Genomic DNA, 23,444 nt, shown 5'->3' on the forward strand with positions numbered 1-23,444 from the left:
CGGCTGGTGTATCGCGACGGGTTGCCGGTCGCTGCCGAGATTGCCGGCAATCAACAGTTTTGGGGGGAGCTGGATCAGCAGGCTAGTGCCGAAGTGCGCAGCAAGCTGATCCGGCATTAATGTCGTCTGGACCGGCCCCATCGCGAGCAAGCTCGCTCCCACAGTTGATTTGTGTCGTTCGCAAATCCCCCTGTGGGAGCGGGCTTGCCCGCGAAGAGGCCAGTACTGTCGACAAAAAACTATTGAGACCGCGGCCGATCCGGCATCAGCACCGCCGCATGCTCCGGCTCAGCTCCAGCCTCCAGCGGTGGCTCGACCGGATGCCGCGGCACCAGCGCCTGCTGTGGATAAGTTTGCGCGAAATGCACCCACGGGCAGTTATCCACAAGCTTTTTCAAACGCTGGTTGAAGGCCCGGCTCACTGCATATTGGCCACCGGACACCGTACGGAATTGCGCGGTCAACACCACGCCGTTGAGGTCCATTTTGTCGACGCCAAACACATCCAGCGGCCCTTGAAGGTTGTAGCGCAGGAACGGGTCGCTGCTGATGGAATGCCCGGCCTCGCGGATCAGTTCGATGGCCTTGTCGACATCGGTGTCGTAGGTGAATTGCACCGAGAAAAACGCATAGGCGAATTGCCGCGATTGGTTGGTCACGGCCTTGATCTGGCCAAACGGCACCGAGTGCACGAAGCCCTTGCCGTCGCGCAGGCGCAAGGTGCGGATGGTCAGGCCTTCGACGGTACCTGCGTGACCGGAATCGAGCACCACCCAGTCACCGATGGACAGGGTGTCTTCGATGATGATGAACAGCCCGGTAATCACGTCCTGCACCAGTTGCTGGGAACCGAATCCGATTGCCAGGCCGATGACCCCGGCACCGGCCAGGAACGGCGCGACGTTGATCCCCAGGTTGGCCATGGTAGTGATCGCGCAAATCACCACCAGGATGATTTTGATCGCGTTGCGCAGCAGTGGCAGGATGGTTTTCACCCGCGTACTGGGCTGGCGCGCCGAGCGTTTGTTGGTCGGCGGTTTCAGGGCCTCCTGAATCGCCGTGTCGAGCACCACCCAGACCATCCAGGTCACCAGCAGGATCAGGCCGATGTGGCTCAGGGAATCACTGATCGCCCGGCCCACGGCATTGCTCACCGCAAACTCGAACAGCGATACGCCCCAGATCCGCCCGAGAATATCGATGAAGACCACGGCCATGCCGATGCGCAGCAAGGCGTGGGAAAGGTTGAGGAAGCGCTCCTTGTAGGCGCCGCTGCGGCGCAGGTCCGACTCGCTGCGCGCCTTGAACAGATGATGCAGCGTGGTGCTGAGAAACACCGTGGCAATCAGCAGCACCGTGGTGAACAAGGCGCTGCGCAGCACTCTCTGATTGTCCGCCCCGGCACCGATCAGGTTGATGATCGAAACCAGTACCATCAACAGAATCGGCCAGTACCAGAGCCCGGAAAATATCCGCAGGGTTTCACGCAACGCCGGCTGACTGAGGCGCTGGGCCAGCGGCAGGATGCGGATCACATGGGCTACCGGACGACGCATGCGAATCACCAGCAAGCCGAAGGAAATCGACGCGGCCAACCCGGTAAACACGGCGATGCTGCTGGTGAGATTGTTGCCCAACTGATGGGCGATCTGCGGGCTGGTCAGAGCATCGCTCAAGGCCACCAGAAAGCCGATACCGAACAACGGCCAGGGACTTTTCTCACGGATGATCTGCACCGCGCGGCGCTTGTGGCCGGCATTGAATATCACCATCAGCGACATCACCAATGACGCGGCAAAGATCCCCGCGCTTGTGGCATAAGCCAGACACAGCGCCAACGCCCGGCCCGCCGATATCGGCAAAAACTGGCTGGCATAAATCGTCAACGGCAGACTGACCACTGCCGGAAGGGCGTAGGGCAGCACGTAACCGAGCAATGCCTGGCCCCGTTCGCGACTGAGCAGTAATCGCTGCTCACACAGGCGTCTGGCGGTCAGCCGCCCAAGCAGCCAAAGCCCGGCAAACACGGCCGCCCACACGCAGGTCAGCAGCAGGAAATCCCCGGCGACGCTCCAGGGCGAACGGGCCGATGGCTGATTGACCAGTTGCTCCACTTCTTCGGCTGCGCGATCGGCACGCAGGCGCCAGGTGTCGACCAGATTTTCGTTGAGATCGAGTTTGCTCTGGGCCTCGTCGATGCTTGAACTGATGGCACCGAGCAAACCGCCCTGTACCAGCGGCTCGGGGTGGGCCAGCGGTGTCGCGGCGGCCGGCAGCCCCGGTATCGCGGCAGCTTCCAGTTCCTCGCTGCCCAGAAGCAGTAACGCCCCCAGCAGTATCGCGCTCTTGAGCCTGATCAAAGCACCCGCTCCTTTGGCTGTGTCTGTAAGGAACTGATCGAGAAATGCCGGGCAAGTTCGGGCATTGCCAGCGGATCGCCGGATGGCGGCGCCACAAGTATGCACCCGCCTTCGCGATATTTGATCTGTACGCAAATATCAAATGCCCATCCCTGTATTTTTCCGTACGAGCCAAACCCCGACACTGCGCTCCATCGAATCAACCACCGGAGTTGCAGCCATGCCCATTGCCCTGCTCGCGCTGACCCTCAGCGCCTTCGCCATCGGGACGACCGAGTTCGTCATCGTTGGCCTGTTACCCACCATCGGCGCCGACCTCGGCGTCAGTCTGCCGTCCGCCGGCCTGCTGGTCAGCCTGTATGCCCTTGGCGTCGCCGTCGGCGCCCCGGTGCTGACCGCCCTCACCGGCAAGGTGCCGCGCAAATTGCTGCTGTTGTCGCTGATGGTGCTGTTCACCCTCGGCAACCTGCTGGCGTGGCAAGCACCGAGCTACGAGTCGTTGATCCTCGCCCGGATTGTCACCGGCCTGGCCCACGGGGTGTTTTTCTCGATCGGCTCGACCATCGCAACCAGTCTAGTGCCGAAGGAAAAAGCCGCCAGCGCGATTGCCATCATGTTCACCGGCCTGACCGTGGCGCTGGTCACCGGCGTGCCGCTGGGGACATTCATCGGCCAGCATTTCGGCTGGCGTGAAACCTTCCTTGCCGTTTCGGCACTGGGTGTCATCGCCTTCATCGGCAGCCTGATCTACGTGCCGAAAAATATCGCCCACAGCAAACCCGCGTCGTTGTTGCAGCAATTGCAGGTGCTCAAGCAACCTCGCCTGTTGCTGGTGTATGCGATGACGGCCGTTGGCTACGGCGGCTCGTTCACCGCCTTTACCTTTCTCGCGCCGATTCTTCAGGACCTCTCCGGCTTCAGCGCCAGCACCGTCAGCCTGGTGTTGCTGGTCTATGGCATCTCCGTGGCCGTCGGCAATATCTGGGGCGGCAAACTGGCGGACAAACGCGGTCCGATCAGCGCCCTGAAACTCATTTTTGCCCTGCTCGCCGCCGTGCTGTTCGCGCTGACCTTCACTGCCGGAAATCCTTGGCTGGCGCTGGCCACCGTGCTGGTCTGGGGTGCCGTGGCATTCGGCAACGTGCCGGGATTGCAGGTGTACGTGGTGCGCCAGGCCGAACATCACACACCGCAGGCCGTGGATGTGGCATCCGGCCTGAACATCGCGGCGTTCAACCTCGGCATTGCCGGTGGTGCCTGGGGCGGTGGCCTAATCGTCGCCCACATGGGGTTGATTCATACCGCGTGGATCGGTGGCCTGGTGGTGCTGGTGGCGCTGGCATTGACCGCGTGGAGTGGTCGTCTTGATCGCCTCGGCCCGGTGTATGCCGAACCGGCTGAAGGCTCCTCACGCGTTGTAACAGGACACTGATAAACCCTGTGGGAGCGGGCTTGCTCGCGAAGGCGTCGGCACACTCAACAATGAGGTGACTGACACACCGCTTTCGCGAGCAAGCTCGCTCCCACACTTGTTCGGTGGTGCTCTGTAGAAAATGTACCGTCCGTAGTCCCATCGAAACTTTCGCCGCTACCCCGCAGTCACCCAAAGACAGGGGTAGTCAGGCGACAGGTGACATGACAGCGAATCACACCGGTATTCCCGCACACTCAAATGCAACCGACTTGCCGGTACAGGGTCCGTCCGTCACTTGTCGTTTCACGGTGCTGACGGTCAACACCCATAAAGGTTTCACCGCGCTGAACCGGCGTTTCATCCTGCCGGAACTGCGTGAAGCGGTGCGCAGCGTGTCTGCCGACGTGGTGTTTTTGCAGGAAGTCCACGGCACCCACGAGCAGCACCCCAGGCGCTACACCAACTGGCCAGCGATGCCGCAATACGAGTTCCTCGCCGACACCCTGTGGCCGCAGTTCGCCTATGGACGCAATGCGGTGTATCCGGCGGGCGATCACGGCAATGCGCTGTTGTCGAAATTCCAGATCATCCGCCACGACAACCTCGACGTGTCCATCAGCGGGCACGAGAACCGCGGGCTGTTGCATTGCGTGTTGCGTTTGCCCGGCGACGGCCAGGAGGTGCATACGATTTGCGTGCATCTGGGGTTGCGCGAAACCCACCGCACGGCACAACTGAAATTGCTCGCCCAGCGTCTGGACGCCCTGCCGGGCGATGCCCCAGTGATCGTCGCCGGCGACTTCAACGACTGGCGCCAGCGCGCCGATGCGTTGCTCAAGCCCAGCGGTTTGCGTGAAGTCTTCGCCGCGCACCATGGCAAACCGGCGCGCAGTTTCCCCGCGCGCTTGCCGGTATTGCGCCTGGACCGTATCTACGTGCGCAACCTCAAGGCCAGCCATCCACGCGTGCTGAAAATCCGGCCCTGGTCGCACCTTTCCGACCACGTCCCACTGTCGGTGGAGATCGAGCTATGAGCAGCCAGTCGATGGAAAAAACCACGCTGGAACACATCCCTGCTCCGCCCACCCGCGAGCCAATAGCGGTCGATATCGAATACGGCTGGCAAGGCAGCAATCGCGTCGAGTTGCTGGAAAACGGCGAAGCGTATTTTCCCCGGGTTTTTGAAGCCCTGCGCCGGGCGCAAAGTGAAATCCTGCTGGAAACCTTCATTCTGTTCGAGGACAAGGTCGGCAATGAGCTGCAACAAATCCTGATCGAAGCCGCTCAACGTGGTGTTCGCACCACCGTCAGCCTCGACGGTTTTGGCTGTGGCGAACTGAGTAGCGGATTCCTCACCGCCCTGACCGCAGCCGGCGTGCACCTGCAAATGTTCGACCCGGCACCGAAACGCCTGGGCATCCGCACCAACTGGTTCCGGCGCCTGCACCGCAAGATTGTGGTGGTGGATGGCAGCGTCGCATTCGTCGGCGGGATCAACTTTTCCGCCGATCATCTGGCCGACTTCGGTCCCGAGGCCAAACAGGATTATTCCGTAGAAGTTCAGGGTCCGGCCGTTGCCGATATCCATCACTTCGCCCTGCTGCAATGTGGTCGCCCGGTGCGGGCAAAATACTGGTGGCAGCGGCGCCGGGTGCGACGTTCGGAACTGGCCCTCAACGATCATGATGGCCAGGTGCGGTTGGTGTACCGCGACAACGGGGAACACCCGAACGACATCGAAGAGGTTTACCGCCAGGTGTTGCGTCAGGCACAGCGCAGGGTGGTGATCGCCAACGCCTACTTCTTTCCCGGTTTCCGCTTGCTGCGCGAGATCCGCAACGCGGCCCGCCGTGGCGTTGATGTGCGGCTGATCCTGCAGGGACAGCCAGACATGCCGGTGGCCAGGCTCGCCGCGCGCATGACTTACGATTACCTGCTCAAGTCCGGGGTGAAGATCTACGAATATTGCGACCGCCCGCTGCACGGCAAAGTCGCGCTGGTGGACGAAGACTGGAGCACCGTCGGTTCCAGCAACCTGGACCCGTTGAGCCTGTCGATGAATCTGGAAGCCAACGTGCTGATCCGCGACCAAGGCTTCAATCGTCATTTGTTCGATCGCCTGGAAGACCTCAGCGACAACCATTGCAAGGCCATGTCTCCCGATATCGCGCCACGAGGTCGCGTCTGGCACATGACCGTCGGTTTTCTGGTGTTTCACTTCCTGCGGCATTTCCCGGCGTGGGCCGGTTGGCTGCCGGCGCATAAACCTCGCCTGAAACCCTTCCCTCCTCCGACCGGGAGCGCTGACCATGAACCGCGCTGAGAGCCACGCGTCAGCCTCCGCCAAACACTCGGGCAAGCCCCACTGGAGCCGCTGGAAACGACCGCTGACGATGCTGTTTTTCCTGATGCTGATCGTGCTGTTCACAATGCTCGCCCAGCGCATCGAGTGGGACGAAGTGTTCGATAACCTGGCCGATTTCAAGGTGCGTACGCTGATCATTGCGTCGGGGCTGACCCTGGTGAGTTTTCTGGTGTACGCCTGCTTTGACCTTATCGGCCGCACCTACATCCGCCAGAACCTGACGTGGAAACAGATCCTGCCCGTGGGAATCATCAGCTATGCCTTTAACCTGAATCTAAGCGCCTGGGTCGGCGGCATCGCCATGCGTTACCGGTTGTATTCGCGGCTCGGGGTGAGCAAGAGCAACATCGCGAAAATTCTCGGACTGAGCCTGGCAACCAACTGGTTCGGCTACATGGTGATTGCCGGCGCAGTGTTCAGCAGCGGGCTGGTGCGCATGCCGCCGGGCTGGAAACTCAGCAGTAGCGCGCTGCAAGGCGTGGGGGTCTTGTTATTGCTGCTGAGCGCCGGGTACCTGGCGGCGTGCAGGTTTGCCAAACGTCGGGAGTGGGCGATTCGCGGCATGGAAATCGACCTGCCGTCGCTACGCATGGCGGTGCTGCAACTGGCGCTCGGGGCACTGAACTGGTCGCTGATGGCAGCGGTGATTTTCATGTTGCTGCCGGGCAAGCTCGACTATCCACTGGTGCTCGGGGTGTTGTTGATCAGCGCCATCGCCGGAGTCATCACGCACATCCCGGCCGGGCTCGGCGTGCTCGAGGCGGTGTTCGTTGCGCTGCTGCAACACGAGTTTTCGCGGGGCAGCCTGGTGGCGGGCTTGCTGGCCTATCGGGCGATTTATTTCATCCTGCCGTTGTTGATTGCCCTGGTGATGTACCTGCTGGTGGAAGCCAAGGCCAAGTCGTTACGGATTGCGAAGAAATCCAAATAATTTGTGGTGCATCCAGGACCGCCATCGCGAGCAAGCTCGCTCCCACCTTTGATCTGCGTAAGTCATACATTGTGAGTTCACACGGGCCCACTGTGGGAGCGGGCTTGCCCGCGAAGGCGTCCGAAAGCACAGCGCAAATCTCAGGACGATTGAATAATGCTCAACCGCTCCCCCACCACCATCTCGGTAATCCAGCCCACCAGAATCGAGGTGTAAGCCTGCTGTGAAACCGGGTCGCTCAATCCATGGTCGGCACCGTCGATGATGCGGTGGGTCAGCGAGTGAGTCTGCTGGCAGGCCGCGCGGTAACTCATGATCGTCGCGTGGGGCACGTGTTCGTCAGTCTCTGACTGCACCAACAGCACATCCCCGGTGAACAGCGAACAGGCATGCAAGGCACGATTGCTGTCGACGCACACCAGGGTGCTTCGGTAATCGCGCAGATCCAGCTTGTCCAGATCGCGCTTCGGCGTGTGCCATTGCTCGTCGCGATACAGCGCCGGCACCCGCAGTGCCAGCCAGCGAACGGGCCTGAGCGAGGTCAGAATCGCGGCCAGATAACCACCGTAACTGGTGCCGACCACGGCAATCGCCGAGGTATCGAGGGCCGGGTGCGCGAGCAAACGGTCATAGGCCGCCAGCAAGTCACGCAAATTGTCTTCCCGGGTCACCCGGGACAATGGAATGCCGGTGCCGCCGGTGCCACCGGTGTGCCCGCGCAGGTCAAAGGTCAGGCACACACAGCCCAAACCGGCGATGCCTTTGGCGCGTTCCAGGTCCCGTTCCTGACTACCGCCCCAGCCGTGCACGAAGAGCACGCCGGGGACCTTCGATTTGGGACTCAGAAAAGTCCCGCTCATGTGTTCATTGTCTATGTCGATCTGAATGGATTCGCTTCTAGCCGTCATAGGATTCAACCGTTACGTACTTGAGGAGAAAGTCATTGGTATGCGCCGGCCCGCGGTATACCTCGATGGCGTCTACCGGCAGCGGCTGATCGATGTAGGTTTCCACCGAAGCCACACGAATCGCCCGCATCCCCGGATCGTTGACGAAACTCTGCAAGGCCGCCACCTCGGCGCTGCTGGCACCGCCCATGCGCCAGGACTGTTCGAGCACGCCACTGCGCGGCTGGCCGTCACTGTCAACGCCCTGGGCAATGTCGTAGTTGCGCCGCGATGCATAAAAACCCGGATAGGCTTCATCCGCCGCCTTGTCGAAAACCTGAGCCTGATGGATCGCCAGGCGCACGTCTTCCGGCAGATCCAGCTTCAGCAATTGGTCATAGCCACCCGGCACCACCAGCAGCCTGGACCCGCCATACACCTGTTCACCCTGAGCGTCCTGGGTCAGGTATTGATCACCGCAGTAACTGAGTACCTTGTTGCCGATAAAACTCTGGCCGACGCTGTGGGTGATCACCTGGTCGAGATCCTGCTCCAGCACGACGCCTTCACTGAACAGTTTTTTGGCGTCAGGCCTGGCAAGCATCTCGTCGAACCGGTCGAGGCTGTTGATCACTTCCTGACCACGTCCGGCGCAGGCATGAATCGGCTTCAGGCGGATCGGCCCGGCGTACAACAAATGTTCTGCCGCCGGCCGTGCATCCTTCAGGGAAAACACGCTGAGGCCGTCGAGCACTACGCTGCGCACCCGCTCGGAAAACAACGGCGCCCAGCCTGGTGGTGCATGGGCATCGTGGTTCAACAAGCCGTGACTGATGGCTTTGGTGCAGATGAAGTCGTGGTCGACATAACCGCCCCACAAGTCCTCCGGCCCCTTGATCCCCAGTTGCCGGGCAGCCGCAGCGCCCACCAGAGTCCGGGTCGGCAACAGGTAGAGGTCCCGCCCTTCGTGCAACTGCGGATCGTAGCTGCCGCCGTACTTGAGCCCCAATATCTGCGCCAGCCAACGGGCCAGCGCACGGTTGGTTTCGACTTCATGCAGCGGCGCATCGGTGAGCACCGAATGGGCGACCACCAGTTTCTTGCGGTTTGTCGGGGTCATGCTTCCCCCTTCAATCGACGCTTGATGAATGTAGCGGAAGGAGTGCAGAGATCAGGCCAAGGTGCAGTACAGGGAAATACCTTTCAAATCAGCCGATTGGGTAAAACATGATGGCATGAGGCCTGTTTTATTCTGCACGATGCCCTTTGATTTGCCGGCATTTTGCACGACTCCAGCCCGCATACCCGCCCCTGTGGGAGCGAGCTTGCTCGCGATAGCGGTGTGTCAGGCACATCAATGTTGAATGTCATGCCCTCATCGCGAGCAAGCTCGCTCCCACACCGGATTTTCGCTGTACCACTTACCGTACCGCGACACCCGGCGTCACCCCGAACCGCGTCCGATAATCACTTGGCGCCAGCCCGGTGATTTTCCTGAACGTCGCGCGAAACGCTCCAGGGTCCTGATAACCCACCGTCCAGGCAATGTGGTCGATAGTGCCGTTGGTGAATTCGAGCATTTCACGGGCCTTGCCGACTCGCAGATGCTGGCAGTATTCGGTGGGCTTGAGCCCGGTGGCCGCGCGAAAGCGGCGCAGAAAGGTGCGTTCTTCCAGGCCAGCCTTTTCGGCCATCGTCGCCAGCGACACATCCGTCGCCCCGGTGCTTTGCAGCCAGTGTTGCACTTTGAGGATCGCGGCATCGCCGTGGCTGAGGATCGGCGCGAAGTTGCTGCCGCACTCGCTGGCGCTATCGCTGTGCTCCACCACCAGAAAACGTGCGGTATTGGTGGCGATGCTCGGCCCCAGCAGCCGGTTGACCAGGCGCAGACCCAATTCGGACCAGGCCATCAGCCCGGCGGTGGTAATCAGGTCGCCGTCATCGACAATCGGCGTATCGGCCTTGAGCCGGATCGCCGGATAACGTTCGGCGAAGGCTTTGGCCGAGGTCCAATGGGTGGTGGCGCTGCGACCATCGAGCAGACCGCTTTCGGCCAACAGGATAGACCCCACGCAAACCCCGCCCAGCGTCGCGCCACTGGCATGTTGCTGACGCAACCAGTGGATCAATCCCTGTGGCGCCTTGTCCTCGGAAAAACCGGTGATCGACGGCGGAATCAACACGGCCACCAGCGCGCGGTCCGGGCCAGGATGGCTGTCGAAGACCCGAACCGGCGCCTGATCGCCTTCGACCTGCCAATGGCTGACCCGCAGCAGCGGCAACTGCGCAGACTGATGTTCGGCGGCGATCCGGTTCGCCACCCCGAACAAATCCGTCAACCCATGCACCGCCGCCATCTGCGCGCCGGGATAGATCAACACCCCCAGTTCGGCGATTGCCCTTTCTGCGTCCATTGTCAGTTTTCCCCCTTCTATTGTCGGTGCGGCCAATCCCCGGATCGCCTGCCAGAGCCAATACTTCATTCCACAGCCAACACACACTTCGAGGAAACAGTCATGGCCAAGCAAGCGCTCATCGTAGTCGATATCCAGAATGACTACTTCCCCCAAGGCAAGTGGCCGCTGGTTGGCGCCGACGACGCCGCCGACAACGCCGCACGCCTGATCAAGGCCTTCCGCGACGCGGGGGATCCGGTGGTGCACATCCGCCACGAATTCACCACCGAAGAGGCGCCGTTTTTTACCCCGAACTCCGAAGGCGCGAAGCTGCACCCCAAAGTCCTCAACCGCGCCGACGAACCGGTGGTGCTCAAGCACTTCGTCAATTCATTCCGCGAAACCGGGCTGAAATCGATCCTCGACGAGCAAGACATCAAGGAACTGGTGGTCGTGGGCAGCATGAGCCACATGTGCATCGATGGCATCACTCGTGCGGCGGCAGACTTTGGCTATAAGGTCACAGTGATCCACGACGCCTGCGCCACCCGTGACCTGGAGTTCAATGGCGTGACGGTTCCGGCGGCGCAGGTTCATGCAGCTTTCATGGCGGCCCTGGCGTTTGCGTATGCCAGCGTTGTCTCGACCGACGAGTTCATCGCGGCCTGAGTCGGCGATTAAATTCCACCGTCCATAAAAAACCCGCACTTCAGACCGAAGTGCGGGTTTTGTTTTGTCAGCTTGAGGCTTGCAGCTGCTTTAGAACGGAATATCGTCATCAAAGCTGTCGAAATCCGGAGCCGGCTGAGGAGCTGCCTGCTGTGGCGCCGGGCGCGACTGTTGCGGCGCCGACTGCTGTGGACGCGGAGCCTGCTGGCGCGGAGCGGATTGCTGGTAGTTGTTACCGCCGCCCTGGCCTTGCTGGTCGCCCTGTGGACGGCCGCCCAGCAGTTGCATGGTGCCTTGCATGTCGACCACGATTTCGGTGGTGTAACGCTTGATACCGTCTTTTTCCCACTCGCGGGTCTGCAGCTTGCCTTCGATGTACACCTGCGAACCTTTACGCAGGTATTCGCCGGCGATTTCCGCCACTTTGCCGAACATCGACACACGGTGCCATTCGGTCTTTTCGACTTTCTGACCGGTTTGCTTGTCGGTCCACTGTTCGCTGGTCGCCAGACTCAGGTTGGTCACGGCATTACCGTTAGGCAAGTAGCGAACTTCGGGATCCTGGCCGCAAGTGCCGACCAATATGACTTTGTTAACCCCACGGGCCATAACGTTCTCCTAGGCTACGCACGCTGCCCCGGCCGGGTTGTTCACCAGGCACTCAAGGGTGGTGCGATCCAATAGTTCGGTGTCCAGTTTGATGTAAATCGCCGCCTCATCTGCGACGATGACTGCATCTGTTACCCCTACGACCGCCTTCAGGCGCTCGACCAGACCCGCTTCGCGGATCGCCTCGGGCGACAACGGCAAGCGCAGGCTTGTGACGTAGGGAGGTTCACGCATGGTAACAGCAAAGGCCAGCCAGAGGGCAGCCAGACCGGCGCATCCGAGGAACACAACCGACAGACCGCCATGCTGGAACAGCCAGCCACCGAGGATTCCCCCCAGTGCCGAGCCCAGGAACTGACTGGTGGAATAAACGCCCATCGCCGTGCCCTTGCCGCCTGCCGGTGAAACCTTGCTGATCAGCGATGGCAACGAAGCTTCCAGCAGATTGAATGCGGTGAAGAACACCACCGTACCGATCACCAGAGCCCGCAAGCTATCGCCGAACTGCCAGAAGAATAGCTCAGTGAGCATCAACGTCACGACGGCGCCGAGTAAAACTCGTTTCATTTTGCGTTTCTTCTCGCCATAGATAATGAACGGGATCATGGCGAAGAAAGAAATCAGCAGCGCGGTCAGGTACACCCACCAGTGCTGCTCTTTGGGCAGCCCGGCTTTCTCGACCAGCGCCAGCGGCAAGGCGACGAAGCTGGACATCAACATCGCGTGCAACACAAAAATGCCCAGGTCCAGACGCAGCAGGTCCGGATGCTTGAGTGTCGGGATCAGCGCCTGGCGCGCGATACCGGATTCGCGGTGCTGCAACGGGCCGGTGGAGCGCGGCACCATGAACATCACGATCACGATGCCGAACAGCGCCATGCCGCCGGTGGCAAGGAACAGCCCGGACAGCCCGAAGGCACGGGTCAGCAGCGGGCCGACCACCATGGCCACCGCAAACGACAGGCCGATGGTCATGCCGATCATGGCCATGGCCTTGGTCCGGTGTTGCTCGCGGGTCAGGTCGGACAGCAAGGCCATGACCGCCGCGGAAATCGCCCCGGCGCCCTGCAGGATTCGCCCGGCGATCACGCCCCAGATCGAATCGGCATTGGCGGCCAGCAGACTGCCGAGGGCAAAGACGATCAAGCCCAGGTAAATCACCGGGCGTCGACCGATGCGGTCGGAAATGAAACCGAACGGAATCTGGAAAACTGCCTGGGTCAGGCCATAAGCGCCAATCGCCAGGCCGATCAGGGCCGGTGTAGCCCCGGCCAGATCCATCCCATAGGTCGCCAGTACCGGCAACACCATGAACATGCCAAGCATACGGAAGGCGAACACCAGGGCCAGACCGCTTGCTGCGCGGGTCTCGCAGCCACTCATGCGCTCGCTGTGGGGATCGTGCATGGAAAAACCTCATGTGAACCGGCGCCGATTCTACCAGCCCCATCGATTGGCGGGGTATATCGCGACGCTTTGACGCGCATTGCTGACACACTCTTCATGTAAGACAGTAACCCTCTCGTTTGATAGTGTGCATCCATCCAGTATTTGGCCGTATACTCCTACGTTTTCGACGCCCGCCAAGCGAGGCCACCTTGGACAAGATCCTGATTCGTGGGGCTCGAACCCACAACCTGAAGAACATCGACCTGACCCTGCCACGGGACAAGCTGATCGTCATCACCGGCCTGTCCGGCTCCGGCAAGTCGTCCCTGGCGTTCGACACCCTGTACGCCGAAGGTCAGCGCCGCTACGTCGAATCGCTGTCGGCCTACGCCCGGCAGTTTCTGTCGATGATGGAAAAACCCGACGTCGACACCATTGAAGGCCTGTCGCCGGCGATCTCCATCGAACAGAAGTCCACCTCGCACAACCCGCGCTCGACGGTCGGCACCATTACCGAAATCTACGATTACCTGCGCCTGCTTTATGCACGCGTGGGCATTCCACGTTGCCCGGATCACGACATCCCGCTGGAAGCACAGACCGTCAGCCAGATGGTCGACCTGGTCCTCGCCGAACCGGAGGGCAGCAAGCTGATGCTGTTGGCCCCGGTCATCCGCGAGCGCAAAGGCGAGCACCTGTCGGTCTTCGAAGAACTGCGCGCCCAAGGGTTCGTCCGTGCCCGGATCAACGGCAAGCTTTACGAGCTGGACGAAGCACCCAAGCTCGACAAGCAGAAAAAACACACCATTGATGTCGTGGTCGACCGCTTCAAGGTCCGCGCCGACCTGCAACAACGCCTGGCCGAATCCTTCGAGACCGCGCTGAAGCTGGCGGACGGTATCGCCCTGGTAGCACCGATGGACGACGAACCGGGAGAAGAGATGATCTTCTCCGCACGCTTCGCCTGCCCGATCTGCGGCCACGCGATCAGCGAGCTGGAGCCCAAGCTGTTCTCCTTCAACAACCCGGCCGGCGCCTGCCCGACCTGTGATGGTCTGGGGGTAAAACAGTTCTTCGACATCAAGCGCCTGGTCAACGGCGAACTGACCCTGGCCGAAGGGGCGATTCGCGGTTGGGACCGGCGCAACGTCTATTACTTCCAGATGCTCGGCTCGCTGGCCTCGCACTACAAGTTCAGCCTGGAAGTGCCGTTCAACGAACTGCCCGCCGACCAGCAGAAATTCATCCTGCATGGCAGCGGTTCGCAAAACGTCGATTTCAAATACCTGAACGACCGTGGCGACATCGTCAAACGCTCGCATCCGTTCGAAGGCATCGTGCCGAACCTGGAGCGACGCTACCGCGAGACCGAATCGGCATCGGTGCGCGAAGAGCTGGCCAAGTTCCTCAGCACCCAGTCGTGCCCGGACTGCCGCGGCACCCGCCTGCGGCGTGAGGCGCGGCACGTGTGGGTCGGCGAGAAAACCCTGCCGGCGGTGACCAACCTGCCGATCGGTGATGCATCCGATTATTTTGGCGGGCTCAAGCTCACCGGCCGCCGTGGCGAAATTGCCGACAAGATTCTCAAGGAAATCCGCGAACGCCTGCAGTTCCTGGTCAACGTCGGCCTCGACTATCTGTCGCTGGATCGCAGTGCAGACACCTTGTCCGGTGGCGAGGCCCAGCGTATCCGTCTGGCCAGCCAGATCGGCGCCGGCCTGGTGGGCGTCCTGTACATCCTCGACGAACCCTCCATCGGCCTGCATCAACGCGACAACGACCGGCTGCTGGGCACCCTCAAGCACCTGCGCGATATCGGTAACACGGTGATCGTGGTCGAGCACGACGAAGACGCCATTCGCCTGGCCGACTACGTGGTGGACATCGGCCCGGGCGCCGGCGTGCACGGCGGGCATATCGTCGCCGAAGGCACACCGGCCGAGGTCATGGCGCATCCGGACTCGCTGACGGGCAAGTACCTGTCGGGCCGGGTAAAGATCGAAGTCCCGGCCAGACGCACACCGCGCAACAAGAAGCTGACGCTGTCGCTCAAGGGCGCGCGTGGCAACAACTTGCGCGATGTCGATCTGGAGATTCCGATTGGTTTGCTCACTTGTGTGACGGGCGTATCCGGCTCAGGCAAGTCGACGCTGATCAACAACACGCTGTTCCCTTTAAGCGCTACAGCGCTGAATGGCGCCACAACCCTTGAGGCGGCCGCCCACGACAGCATCAAGGGCATGGAGCACCTGGACAAGGTCGTAGACATCGACCAGAGCCCGATCGGCCGTACACCCCGCTCCAACCCGGCGACCTACACCGGACTGTTCACACCGATCCGCGAGTTGTTCGCCAGCGTACCGGAGTCCCGCTCCCGGGGCTACGGGCCGGGGCGCTTCTCCTTCAACGTCAAGGGCGGCCGTTGCGAAGCCTGCCAGGGCGACGGCCTGATCAAGGTGGAGATGCACTTCCTGCCGGACATCTACGTTCCGTGCGACGTGTGCAAGAGCAAGCGTTACAACCGCGAAACCCTGGAGATCAAGTACAAGGGCAAGAGCATCCACGAAACCCTCGAGATGACCATCGAGGAAGCGCGGGAGTTCTTCGATGCCGTACCGGCCCTGGCGCGCAAGCTGCAAACGTTGATGGACGTCGGCCTGTCGTACATCAAGCTGGGGCAATCGGCGACCACGCTGTCCGGCGGTGAAGCCCAGCGGGTGAAACTCTCCCGCGAACTGTCCAAGCGTGATACCGGCAAGACCCTGTACATCCTCGATGAACCGACCACCGGGCTGCACTTCGCGGATATCCAGCAACTGCTGGACGTGTTGCATCGCCTGCGCGATCACGGCAACACCGTGGTGGTGATCGAACATAACCTGGACGTGATCAAGACCGCTGACTGGCTGGTGGACCTGGGACCGGAGGGTGGTTCCAAGGGCGGGCAGATCATTGCCGTCGGCACGCCGGAGGAAGTGGCCGAGATGAAGCAATCCCATACCGGTTACTACCTCAAGCCGCTGCTGGAGCGCGATCGGGCTTAACCTGCCCCCATGAAAAAGCCCCTGTCACTTCATCAGTGACAGGGGCTTTTTTGTATCTGCAGGAGCGAGCTTGCTTGCGAAGTTCGTAAACGATAACGCAGCGCCTTCAGATTTTCGCGAGCAAGCTCGCTCCTACAAAAGACGTTGGGGCTTCCCCTATGCAATCAGGCGTGGGATTGCAGGTAGTTCTCAAGCCCGATCAACTTGATCAGACCCAACTGCTTCTCGAGCCAGTAGGTATGATCTTCTTCGGTGTCATGCAATTGAACCCGCAGCATCTCGCGACTGACATAGTCCTTGTGCTGCTCGCAGAGCGTGATGCCTTTGCACAGCGCAGCACGGACCTTGTATTCCAGACGCAAATCCGCTTCAAGCATCTCGGTAACGGTGGTGCCGACATCCAGATCATCAGGACGCATACGCGGCGTGCCTTCGAGCATCAGAATCCGGCGCATCAAGGCATCAGCGTGTCCGGCTTCTTCTTCCATCTCGTGGTTGATTCGTTCGTAGAGCTTGGTGAAACCCCAGTCCTCATACATCCGCGAGTGGACGAAATATTGATCACGCGCGGCCAGTTCGCCGGTCAGCAACGTGTTGAGGTAATCGATCACATCTGGGTGGCCTTGCATCGCCCTACATCTCCCTGCTTGAAAGTTGTAGTTTGAACCAACATGCCCCTATCGTCACTCGGAAGACGCAATAAAAGCGAAGATATTCTGAGAAAAGCAGCTTAAATAACGCAAAAAACCGCCCAAACAAGGGCGGTTCTGCTTCTCATTTAGACTTCGTTAAGCTGTACGTTGAGCAGCTTTGCGATTGCTTCTCCATACGCCGGATCGGCTTTGTAGAAATGCTGCAATTGGCGGTCAACCACATCGCTCGACACACCCGCCATCGCTCCGGCGATGTTGCTGACCAGCAGTGATTTCTGCTCCTCAGTCATCAAGCGAAACAACGCGCCAGCGTGACTGTAGTAATCGGTATCTTCACGGTGGTCGTAACGATCGGCGGCACCACTGAGGGCCAGCGCCGGTTCTGCGTAACGAGGCGCCTGCTTCGGCGACTCGACGTAGCTGTTGGGCTCGTAGTTCGGCGAGGCACCGCCATTGCTGCCAAAAGCCATCGAGCCATCGCGCTGGTAAGTGTTCACCGGACTGCGCGGAGCGTTGACCGGCAACTGTTGGTGATTGGTGCCGACACGGTAGCGGTGAGCGTCCGCGTAGGCGAATACCCGGCCTTGCAGCATACGATCCGGCGAGAGTCCAACACCTGGCACCATATTGCTGGGACCAAACGCCGCTTGCTCGACTTCCGCGAAGTAGTTCTGCGGATTGCGATTGAGCTCCAGCTCACCGACTTCAATGAGTGGAAACTCTTTTTGCGACCAGGTTTTGGTCACATCAAACGGGTTCTCGTAATGCGCCGCCGCTTGAGCCTCGCTCATGATCTGAATGCACACGCGCCATTTCGGAAAATCACCGCGTTCGATGGCATTGAACAAATCGCGCTGGGCGTAATCCGGATCAGTTCCCGCCAGGCGCGCAGCCTCGGCAGGAGCAAGGTTCTTGATCCCTTGTTTGGTCTTGTAGTGCCACTTCACCCAGTGACGCTCACCTTGGGCGTTGATGAGGCTGTAAGTGTGGCTGCCAAAGCCATGCATGTGGCGGTATCCGTCAGGGATGCCCCGGTCGGAGAACAGGATGGTGACCTGGTGCAGCGCCTCGGGCGAATGCGACCAGAAGTCCCACATCATCTGGGCACTCTTCAGGTTACTTTGCGGCAAACGCTTCTGCGTGTGGATAAAGTCTGGAAACTTCAGTGGATCGCGAATGAAGAACACTGGTGTGTTGTTGCCGACGATGTCCCAGTTGCCTTCCTCGGTGTAGAACTTCAAGGCAAATCCGCGTGGATCACGTTCGGTATCGGCCGAGCCGCGCTCACCACCCACGGTGGAAAACCGCAGGAACGTTGGAGTTTGCTTGCCGACCGCATCAAACAGCTTCGCGCTGGTGTATTGAGTGATATCGCGCGTCACGGTGAACGTACCGTAGGCACCCGAACCTTTGGCATGTACACGGCGCTCAGGGATGTTTTCACGGTTGAAGTGGGCAAGCTTCTCGATCAGATGAAAGTCGTCGAGCAGCAGCGGGCCGCGAGGGCCGGCGGAACGGGAATTCTGGTTATCGGCAACAGGAGCGCCACTGGCGGTGGTAAGCGTTTTGTTCTGGCTCATGAGATCTTCCTTCCTCTGTCGGTCTTGAACTGCCGGCTATCGGCTGAGAAGGAGTATTGATCATCAATGTTACACCTACAAATTCATTAACTTGCAGGCATCGATAGAAAATTACTAATGATCACCCCCCAACCGATAATATGACAACGGGAAGGATCCAAGGATTATACGAAGGTACATTTCTTACAGACACAAAAAACCGGGCACTAGGCCCGGTTCTTTGTTTCAGACTGACGTCTTACTCGGCAGATACAGCTTCGCCAGCAGTAGCACGATCAACCAACTCGACGTACGCCATAGGCGCGTTGTCGCCAGCGCGGAAACCGCACTTGAGGATGCGCAGGTAGCCACCCTCACGGGTAGCGTAACGCTTGCCCAGGTCGTTGAAGAGCTTACCAACGATAGCTTTCGAACGAGTACGGTCGAAAGCCAGACGGCGGTTAGCAACGCTATCTGTCTTGGCCAGAGTGATCAGCGGCTCGGCAACGCGGCGCAGTTCTTTGGCTTTTGGCAGAGTAGTTTTGATCAGCTCGTGCTCGAACAGCGACACCGCCATGTTTTGGAACATGGCCTTGCGGTGCGAGCTGGTGCGGCTCAGGTGACGACCACTTTTACGATGACGCATGGTTCATTCCTTACCAAACACTACGTTCGGTGATTACGACGATCAGGCAGTCGCCTTGTCGTCCTTCTTAAGACTTGCAGGCGGCCAGTTGTCGAGGCGCATGCCGAGGGACAGACCGCGGGAGGCCAGAACGTCCTTGATTTCAGTCAAGGATTTCTTGCCCAGGTTCGGAGTCTTCAACAGCTCTACTTCGGTACGCTGAATCAGGTCACCGATGTAGTAGATGTTTTCCGCCTTAAGGCAGTTAGCCGAACGTACAGTCAGTTCCAGATCGTCAACCGGGCGAAGCAGGATCGGATCGATCTCGTCTTCCTGCTCGACAACCACTGGCTCACTGTCACCTTTGAGGTCGACGAACGCAGCCAACTGCTGTTGCAGGATGGTTGCAGCGCGGCGAATTGCCTCTTCAGGATCCAGGGTACCGTTGGTTTCCAGATCAATAACCAGCTTGTCCAGGTTAGTACGCTGCTCGACACGGGCGTTTTCCACCACGTATGCGATACGGCGAACCGGGCTGAACGAAGAGTCAAGCTGCAAGCGACCGATGCTGCGGCTTTCGTCTTCATCGCTCTGACGCGAGTCTGCCGGTTCATAACCACGACCACGAGCTACTACGAGCTTCATGTTCAGGGCGCCGTTAGACGCCAGGTTAGCGATTACGTGATCGGGATTAACGATCTCGACATCATGATCCAGCTGAATATCGGCAGCGGTAACCACCCCCGAACCCTTCTTCGACAAGGTCAGCGTAACTTCGTCACGACCGTGCAGCTTGATAGCCAGACCTTTAAGGTTCAACAGGATTTCAATTACGTCTTCCTGTACACCTTCGATGGCGCTGTACTCGTGGAGCACACCGTCAATCTCGGCCTCGACTACTGCACAGCCGGGCATTGAGGACAACAGGATGCGGCGCAGCGCGTTGCCCAGGGTATGGCCGAAACCACGCTCGAGAGGCTCGAGAGTGATCTTGGCGCGGGTTGGACTGACAACCTGCACATCAATGTGGCGGGGTGTCAGGAACTCATTTACCGAAATCTGCATGGATGCACCTATTTTCTAGCCCTTACTTGGAGTAGAGCTCGACAATCAGGCTTTCGTTGATGTCGGCGGACAGATCACTGCGAGCTGGAACGTTCTTGAAAACGCCCGACTTCTTCTCAGTGTCTACTTCTACCCATTCTACGCGGCCACGTTGGGCACACAGATCGAGAGCTTGGACAATGCGAAGTTGATTTTTTGCTTTCTCGCGAACAGCAACCACGTCACCAGCACGAACCTGGTAGGACGGAACGTTAACGGTCTGACCGTTTACGCTGATCGACTTGTGCGATACCAGCTGACGGGATTCGGCACGAGTCGAACCAAAGCCCATACGGTATACAACGTTGTCCAGACGGCATTCGAGCAGTTGCAGCAGGTTTTCACCGGTTGCACCTTTCTTGCCAGCAGCTTCTTTGTAGTAGCCGCTGAATTGACGCTCGAGAACGCCGTAGATACGACGGACCTTCTGCTTTTCACGCAGTTGGGTGCCGTAGTCGGACTGGCGACCGCGGCGTTGGCCGTGGATACCAGGTGCTGCTTCAATGTTGCACTTCGATTCGATCGCGCGCACGCCGCTCTTCAGGAAGAGATCGGTGCCTTCGCGACGAGCGAGTTTGCATTTTGGACCAATGTAACGAGCCATTCTTTACAATCTCCTGGATTACACGCGGCGCTTCTTCGGCGGACGGCACCCGTTGTGCGGGATTGGCGTCACGTCGGTGATGCTGGCGATCTTGTAGCCACAGCCGTTCAAAGCGCGGACTGCGGATTCACGACCTGGACCTGGACCTTTGACGTTGACGTCGAGGTTTTTCAGGCCGTATTCCAGCGCAGCTTGACCAGCACGTTCAGCAGCTACTTGAGCAGCAAACGGGGTGGACTTGCGGGAACCGCGGAAACCCGAACCACCGGAGGTAGCCCAGGAAAGAGCGTTACCTTGACGGTCGGTAATGGTCACGATGGTGTTGTTAAAAGATGCATGGATGTGGGCGATGCCATCAACCACTGTCTTTTTAACTTTTTTACGAGGACGAGCAGCAGGTTTTGCCATGATTAAATTCCTGTCGATTCGCTGGGGCGATTACTTGCGGATCGGCTTACGCGGACCTTTACGGGTACGCGCGTTGGTCTTGGTACGCTGACCGCGCACTGGAAGACCGCGACGATGACGCAGACCGCGATAGCAACCGAGGTCCATCAAGCGCTTGATTTTCATGTTGATTTCGCGACGCAGGTCACCTTCAGTGGTGAACTTCGCCACTTCGCCACGCAGCTGTTCAATTTGCTCGTCGCTCAGATCTTTGATCTTTGCTGCTGGGTTTACCCCAGTCTCTGCACAAATTTTCTGTGCAGTAGTGCGACCAACACCATAGATGTAGGTCAGCGAGATAACAGTATGCTTGTTATCTGGAATGTTAACGCCTGCAATACGGGCCATTCAGTGGGACTCCAATTGACAGCTACCTACGCCCCGGAAGCCAAGAAATAGGGCGCGAGATAATATCGCTGTAATAACAAATAATCAACCCGGCAGCGCACTAGCTGCCGGGCTTGAAGCACAATCACACTCAGCCTTGGCGCTGTTTGTGACGCGGTTCCGCGCTGCAAATTACTCGAACAACACCTTCGCGGCGAATAATCTTGCAGTTACGGCACAGCTTTTTCACCGATGCACGAACTTTCATCACCAACTCCTCGAACCTTATGGGTCAGCGCAGCATGCCGCTGCCGTAACCCTTCAGGTTGGCTTTCTTCATCAGGGATTCGTACTGGTGCGAAACGAGGTGCGATTGTACTTGGGACATGAAGTCCATCACAACCACGACGACGATCAGCAACGAGGTCCCGCCAAGGTAGAACGGTACGTTGGCTGCAACCACCAGGAACTGGGGCAACAGGCAGACGGCCGTCATGTAAAGAGCACCGAACATGGTCAAGCGGGTCAGAACGCCATCAATGTAGCGCGCAGACTGCTCACCTGGACGGATGCCCGGAATAAAGGCACCGGACTTCTTCAGGTTTTCCGCTACGTCTTTCGGATTGAACATCAACGCCGTATAGAAGAAGCAGAAGAAAATAATCCCTGCACTAAACAGCAGAATATTCAACGGCTGACCAGGAGCGATCGACTGCGAGATGTCCTGCAACCAGCCCATACCTTCAGACTGACCGAACCAGGCACCCAACGAAGCCGGGAACAGCAAAATGCTGCTCGCGAAAATAGCCGGAATAACACCGGCCATGTTCACCTTCAGCGGCAAGTGGCTGGTCTGCGCAGCGAAGACCTTGCGGCCCTGCTGACGCTTGGCGTAATGAACAGCAATACGACGCTGACCACGCTCAATGAACACCACGAAACCGATAATCGCTACTGCCAGCAAACCGATGGCAACCAGGGCGAAGATGTTGATATCACCCTGACGTGCAGACTCGAAAGACTGCCCGATCGCTCTCGGAAGACCGGCGACGATACCCGAAAAAATCAACATCGAGATACCGTTGCCAACACCACGCTCAGTAATCTGCTCACCCAGCCACATCATGAACATCGCACCAGCCACAAACGTGGATACCGCGACGAAATGGAAGCCAAAGTCACCAGTGAACGCAACGCCCTGCCCCGCCAGACCAATGGACATGCCAATAGCCTGGACGAGAGCGAGGACGACAGTGCCGTAGCGGGTGTACTGGCTGATCTTGCGACGGCCAGCTTCACCTTCCTTCTTCAACTGTTCCAGCTGCGGGCTGACGGCGGTCATCAGCTGCATGATGATCGATGCCGAGATGTACGGCATGATCCCCAGTGCAAAGATGCTCATCCGTTCCAGCGCGCCGCCGGAAAACATGTTGAACAAGCTAAGAATGGTCCCCTCATTCTGTCGAAACAGGTCCGCGAGTCGGTCCGGGTTGATACCTGGAACCGGGATGTGTGCGCCTATTCGGTAGACGATAATCGCCAGGAACAGAAAACGCAGACGAGCCCAGAGTTCAGACATACCGCCTTTGCCGAGCGCAGAGAGAGCACCTTGCTTAGCCATTTATTCCTCGAACTTGCCGCCAGCTGCTTCGATAGCCGCACGCGCACCTTTGGTGGCGCCGATTCCCTTGCCGATAGTGACAGCGCGAGTCACTTCACCGGACAGCATGATTTTCACACGCTGTACGTTGACGTTGATCACGTTGGCATCTTTCAGGGACTGCACGGTGACGATGTCGCCTTCCACTTTAGCCAGCTCGGACAGACGCACTTCTGCGCGATCCATGGCTTTCAGGGAAACGAAACCGAACTTCGGCAGGCGACGATGCAGCGGCTGTTGACCGCCTTCAAAGCCTGGAGCAATGGTGCCACCGGAGCGAGAGGTCTGACCTTTGTGACCACGGCCACCAGTCTTACCCAAACCGCTACCGATACCACGGCCCGGACGATGCTTTTCGCGACGGGAACCCGGCGCTGGACTCAGATCATTGAGTTTCATCG

General features: G+C 59.2%; 22 protein-coding genes. 6 read left to right on the forward strand and 16 right to left on the reverse strand.

Annotation, left to right across the window (positions count from 1 at the left end; genetic code table 11):
* Nucleotides 1–239 precede the first annotated feature (239 nt).
* The gene (locus PMI29_RS24970; protein ID WP_007994628.1) at nt 240–2,360 is read right to left on the reverse strand and encodes a mechanosensitive ion channel family protein; all 2,121 of its coding nucleotides are present in this window, start codon (nt 2,358–2,360) and stop codon (nt 240–242) included.
* Nucleotides 2,361–2,580: 220 nt separating this feature from the next.
* Here PMI29_RS24970 and PMI29_RS24965 point away from each other — a divergent pair, with 220 nt between their 5' ends.
* From PMI29_RS24965 to PMI29_RS24950, 4 genes are all read left to right on the forward strand, one after another.
* Complete coding sequence (locus PMI29_RS24965; RefSeq protein WP_007994630.1) at nt 2,581–3,792, forward strand: MFS transporter; 1,212 nt, start codon at nt 2,581–2,583, stop codon at nt 3,790–3,792.
* 203 nt (nt 3,793–3,995) lie between these two features.
* The gene (locus PMI29_RS24960) at nt 3,996–4,808 is read left to right on the forward strand and encodes an endonuclease/exonuclease/phosphatase family protein (protein WP_007994632.1); all 813 of its coding nucleotides are present in this window, start codon (nt 3,996–3,998) and stop codon (nt 4,806–4,808) included.
* Nucleotides 4,805–6,097: a cardiolipin synthase ClsB gene (gene clsB / locus PMI29_RS24955; RefSeq protein WP_007994635.1), complete on the forward strand. Its 1,293-nt coding sequence runs from the start codon at nt 4,805–4,807 to the stop codon at nt 6,095–6,097. The genes PMI29_RS24960 and clsB overlap by 4 nt, the downstream gene beginning before the upstream one ends.
* A complete protein-coding gene (locus PMI29_RS24950; protein WP_007994637.1) occupies nt 6,084–7,070 on the forward strand; it encodes a lysylphosphatidylglycerol synthase domain-containing protein in 987 nt (328 codons plus the stop codon). The genes clsB and PMI29_RS24950 overlap by 14 nt, the downstream gene beginning before the upstream one ends.
* Before the next feature lie 140 nt (nt 7,071–7,210).
* Here PMI29_RS24950 and PMI29_RS24945 read toward each other — a convergent pair whose 3' ends face one another.
* The 3 genes from PMI29_RS24945 to PMI29_RS24935 all read right to left on the reverse strand — a co-directional run bounded on the left by PMI29_RS24945 (nt 7,211) and on the right by PMI29_RS24935 (nt 10,371).
* Nucleotides 7,211–7,978 (reverse strand): alpha/beta hydrolase family protein, encoded by a 768-nt coding sequence (locus PMI29_RS24945; RefSeq protein WP_007994638.1) that lies wholly within the window; start codon nt 7,976–7,978, stop codon nt 7,211–7,213.
* Nucleotides 7,968–9,077, reverse strand: coding sequence for a DUF3182 family protein (locus PMI29_RS24940; RefSeq protein WP_007994640.1), 1,110 nt, complete (start codon nt 9,075–9,077; stop codon nt 7,968–7,970). Before PMI29_RS24940 ends, PMI29_RS24945 begins: the two co-directional genes overlap by 11 nt.
* A gap of 301 nt (nt 9,078–9,378) precedes the next feature.
* Nucleotides 9,379–10,371, reverse strand: coding sequence for a GlxA family transcriptional regulator (locus PMI29_RS24935; protein ID WP_007994641.1), 993 nt, complete (start codon nt 10,369–10,371; stop codon nt 9,379–9,381).
* A 102-nt stretch (nt 10,372–10,473) separates the two neighbouring features.
* Between PMI29_RS24935 and PMI29_RS24930 the strand changes: the two genes are divergently transcribed.
* On the forward strand, nt 10,474–11,022 hold the full coding sequence (locus PMI29_RS24930; RefSeq protein ID WP_007994642.1) for a cysteine hydrolase family protein: 549 nt from the start codon (nt 10,474–10,476) through the stop codon (nt 11,020–11,022).
* A gap of 90 nt (nt 11,023–11,112) precedes the next feature.
* Here the strand turns inward: PMI29_RS24930 and PMI29_RS24925 are convergent, their stop codons facing one another.
* Nucleotides 11,113–11,631 carry a single-stranded DNA-binding protein gene (locus PMI29_RS24925; protein WP_007984430.1) on the reverse strand — a complete coding sequence of 173 codons (519 nt, stop codon included), beginning with the start codon at nt 11,629–11,631 and terminating at the stop codon, nt 11,113–11,115.
* A gap of 9 nt (nt 11,632–11,640) precedes the next feature.
* Nucleotides 11,641–13,038: an MFS transporter gene (locus PMI29_RS24920; RefSeq protein ID WP_007994643.1), complete on the reverse strand. Its 1,398-nt coding sequence runs from the start codon at nt 13,036–13,038 to the stop codon at nt 11,641–11,643.
* 191 nt (nt 13,039–13,229) lie between these two features.
* On the opposite strand from PMI29_RS24920, the gene uvrA reads away from it, so the two are divergent.
* Nucleotides 13,230–16,064 (forward strand): excinuclease ABC subunit UvrA, encoded by a 2,835-nt coding sequence (gene uvrA, locus PMI29_RS24915; RefSeq protein WP_007994644.1) that lies wholly within the window; start codon nt 13,230–13,232, stop codon nt 16,062–16,064.
* A 164-nt stretch (nt 16,065–16,228) separates the two neighbouring features.
* Here the strand turns inward: uvrA and bfr are convergent, their stop codons facing one another.
* The 10 genes from bfr to rplO all read right to left on the reverse strand — a co-directional run bounded on the left by bfr (nt 16,229) and on the right by rplO (nt 23,442).
* Nucleotides 16,229–16,693, reverse strand: coding sequence for a bacterioferritin (bfr, locus tag PMI29_RS24910; protein ID WP_007984427.1), 465 nt, complete (start codon nt 16,691–16,693; stop codon nt 16,229–16,231).
* Nucleotides 16,694–16,842: 149 nt separating this feature from the next.
* The gene (locus tag PMI29_RS24905) at nt 16,843–18,297 is read right to left on the reverse strand and encodes a catalase (RefSeq protein ID WP_007994645.1); all 1,455 of its coding nucleotides are present in this window, start codon (nt 18,295–18,297) and stop codon (nt 16,843–16,845) included.
* Nucleotides 18,298–18,535: 238 nt separating this feature from the next.
* The gene (gene rplQ, locus PMI29_RS24900; protein WP_007970429.1) at nt 18,536–18,922 is read right to left on the reverse strand and encodes a 50S ribosomal protein L17; all 387 of its coding nucleotides are present in this window, start codon (nt 18,920–18,922) and stop codon (nt 18,536–18,538) included.
* 42 nt (nt 18,923–18,964) lie between these two features.
* The gene (locus PMI29_RS24895) at nt 18,965–19,966 is read right to left on the reverse strand and encodes a DNA-directed RNA polymerase subunit alpha (RefSeq protein ID WP_007970428.1); all 1,002 of its coding nucleotides are present in this window, start codon (nt 19,964–19,966) and stop codon (nt 18,965–18,967) included.
* A gap of 22 nt (nt 19,967–19,988) precedes the next feature.
* On the reverse strand, nt 19,989–20,609 hold the full coding sequence (gene rpsD, locus PMI29_RS24890; RefSeq protein ID WP_003176404.1) for a 30S ribosomal protein S4: 621 nt from the start codon (nt 20,607–20,609) through the stop codon (nt 19,989–19,991).
* A gap of 18 nt (nt 20,610–20,627) precedes the next feature.
* Nucleotides 20,628–21,017 carry a 30S ribosomal protein S11 gene (rpsK, locus tag PMI29_RS24885; protein WP_002555466.1) on the reverse strand — a complete coding sequence of 130 codons (390 nt, stop codon included), beginning with the start codon at nt 21,015–21,017 and terminating at the stop codon, nt 20,628–20,630.
* A 30-nt stretch (nt 21,018–21,047) separates the two neighbouring features.
* Nucleotides 21,048–21,404: a 30S ribosomal protein S13 gene (gene rpsM / locus PMI29_RS0129855; RefSeq protein ID WP_009045849.1), complete on the reverse strand. Its 357-nt coding sequence runs from the start codon at nt 21,402–21,404 to the stop codon at nt 21,048–21,050.
* A 130-nt stretch (nt 21,405–21,534) separates the two neighbouring features.
* On the reverse strand, nt 21,535–21,651 hold the full coding sequence (gene rpmJ, locus PMI29_RS31705) for a 50S ribosomal protein L36 (protein WP_002555468.1): 117 nt from the start codon (nt 21,649–21,651) through the stop codon (nt 21,535–21,537).
* 24 nt (nt 21,652–21,675) lie between these two features.
* On the reverse strand, nt 21,676–23,004 hold the full coding sequence (gene secY / locus PMI29_RS24880; protein ID WP_003228718.1) for a preprotein translocase subunit SecY: 1,329 nt from the start codon (nt 23,002–23,004) through the stop codon (nt 21,676–21,678).
* On the reverse strand, nt 23,005–23,442 hold the full coding sequence (rplO, locus tag PMI29_RS24875; RefSeq protein ID WP_003228720.1) for a 50S ribosomal protein L15: 438 nt from the start codon (nt 23,440–23,442) through the stop codon (nt 23,005–23,007).
* Between the last annotated feature and the right edge of the window lie 2 nt (nt 23,443–23,444).

The organism is Pseudomonas sp. GM49, from assembly GCF_000282355.1.
In the GTDB taxonomy this organism is placed as follows: Bacteria; Pseudomonadota; Gammaproteobacteria; order Pseudomonadales; family Pseudomonadaceae; genus Aquipseudomonas.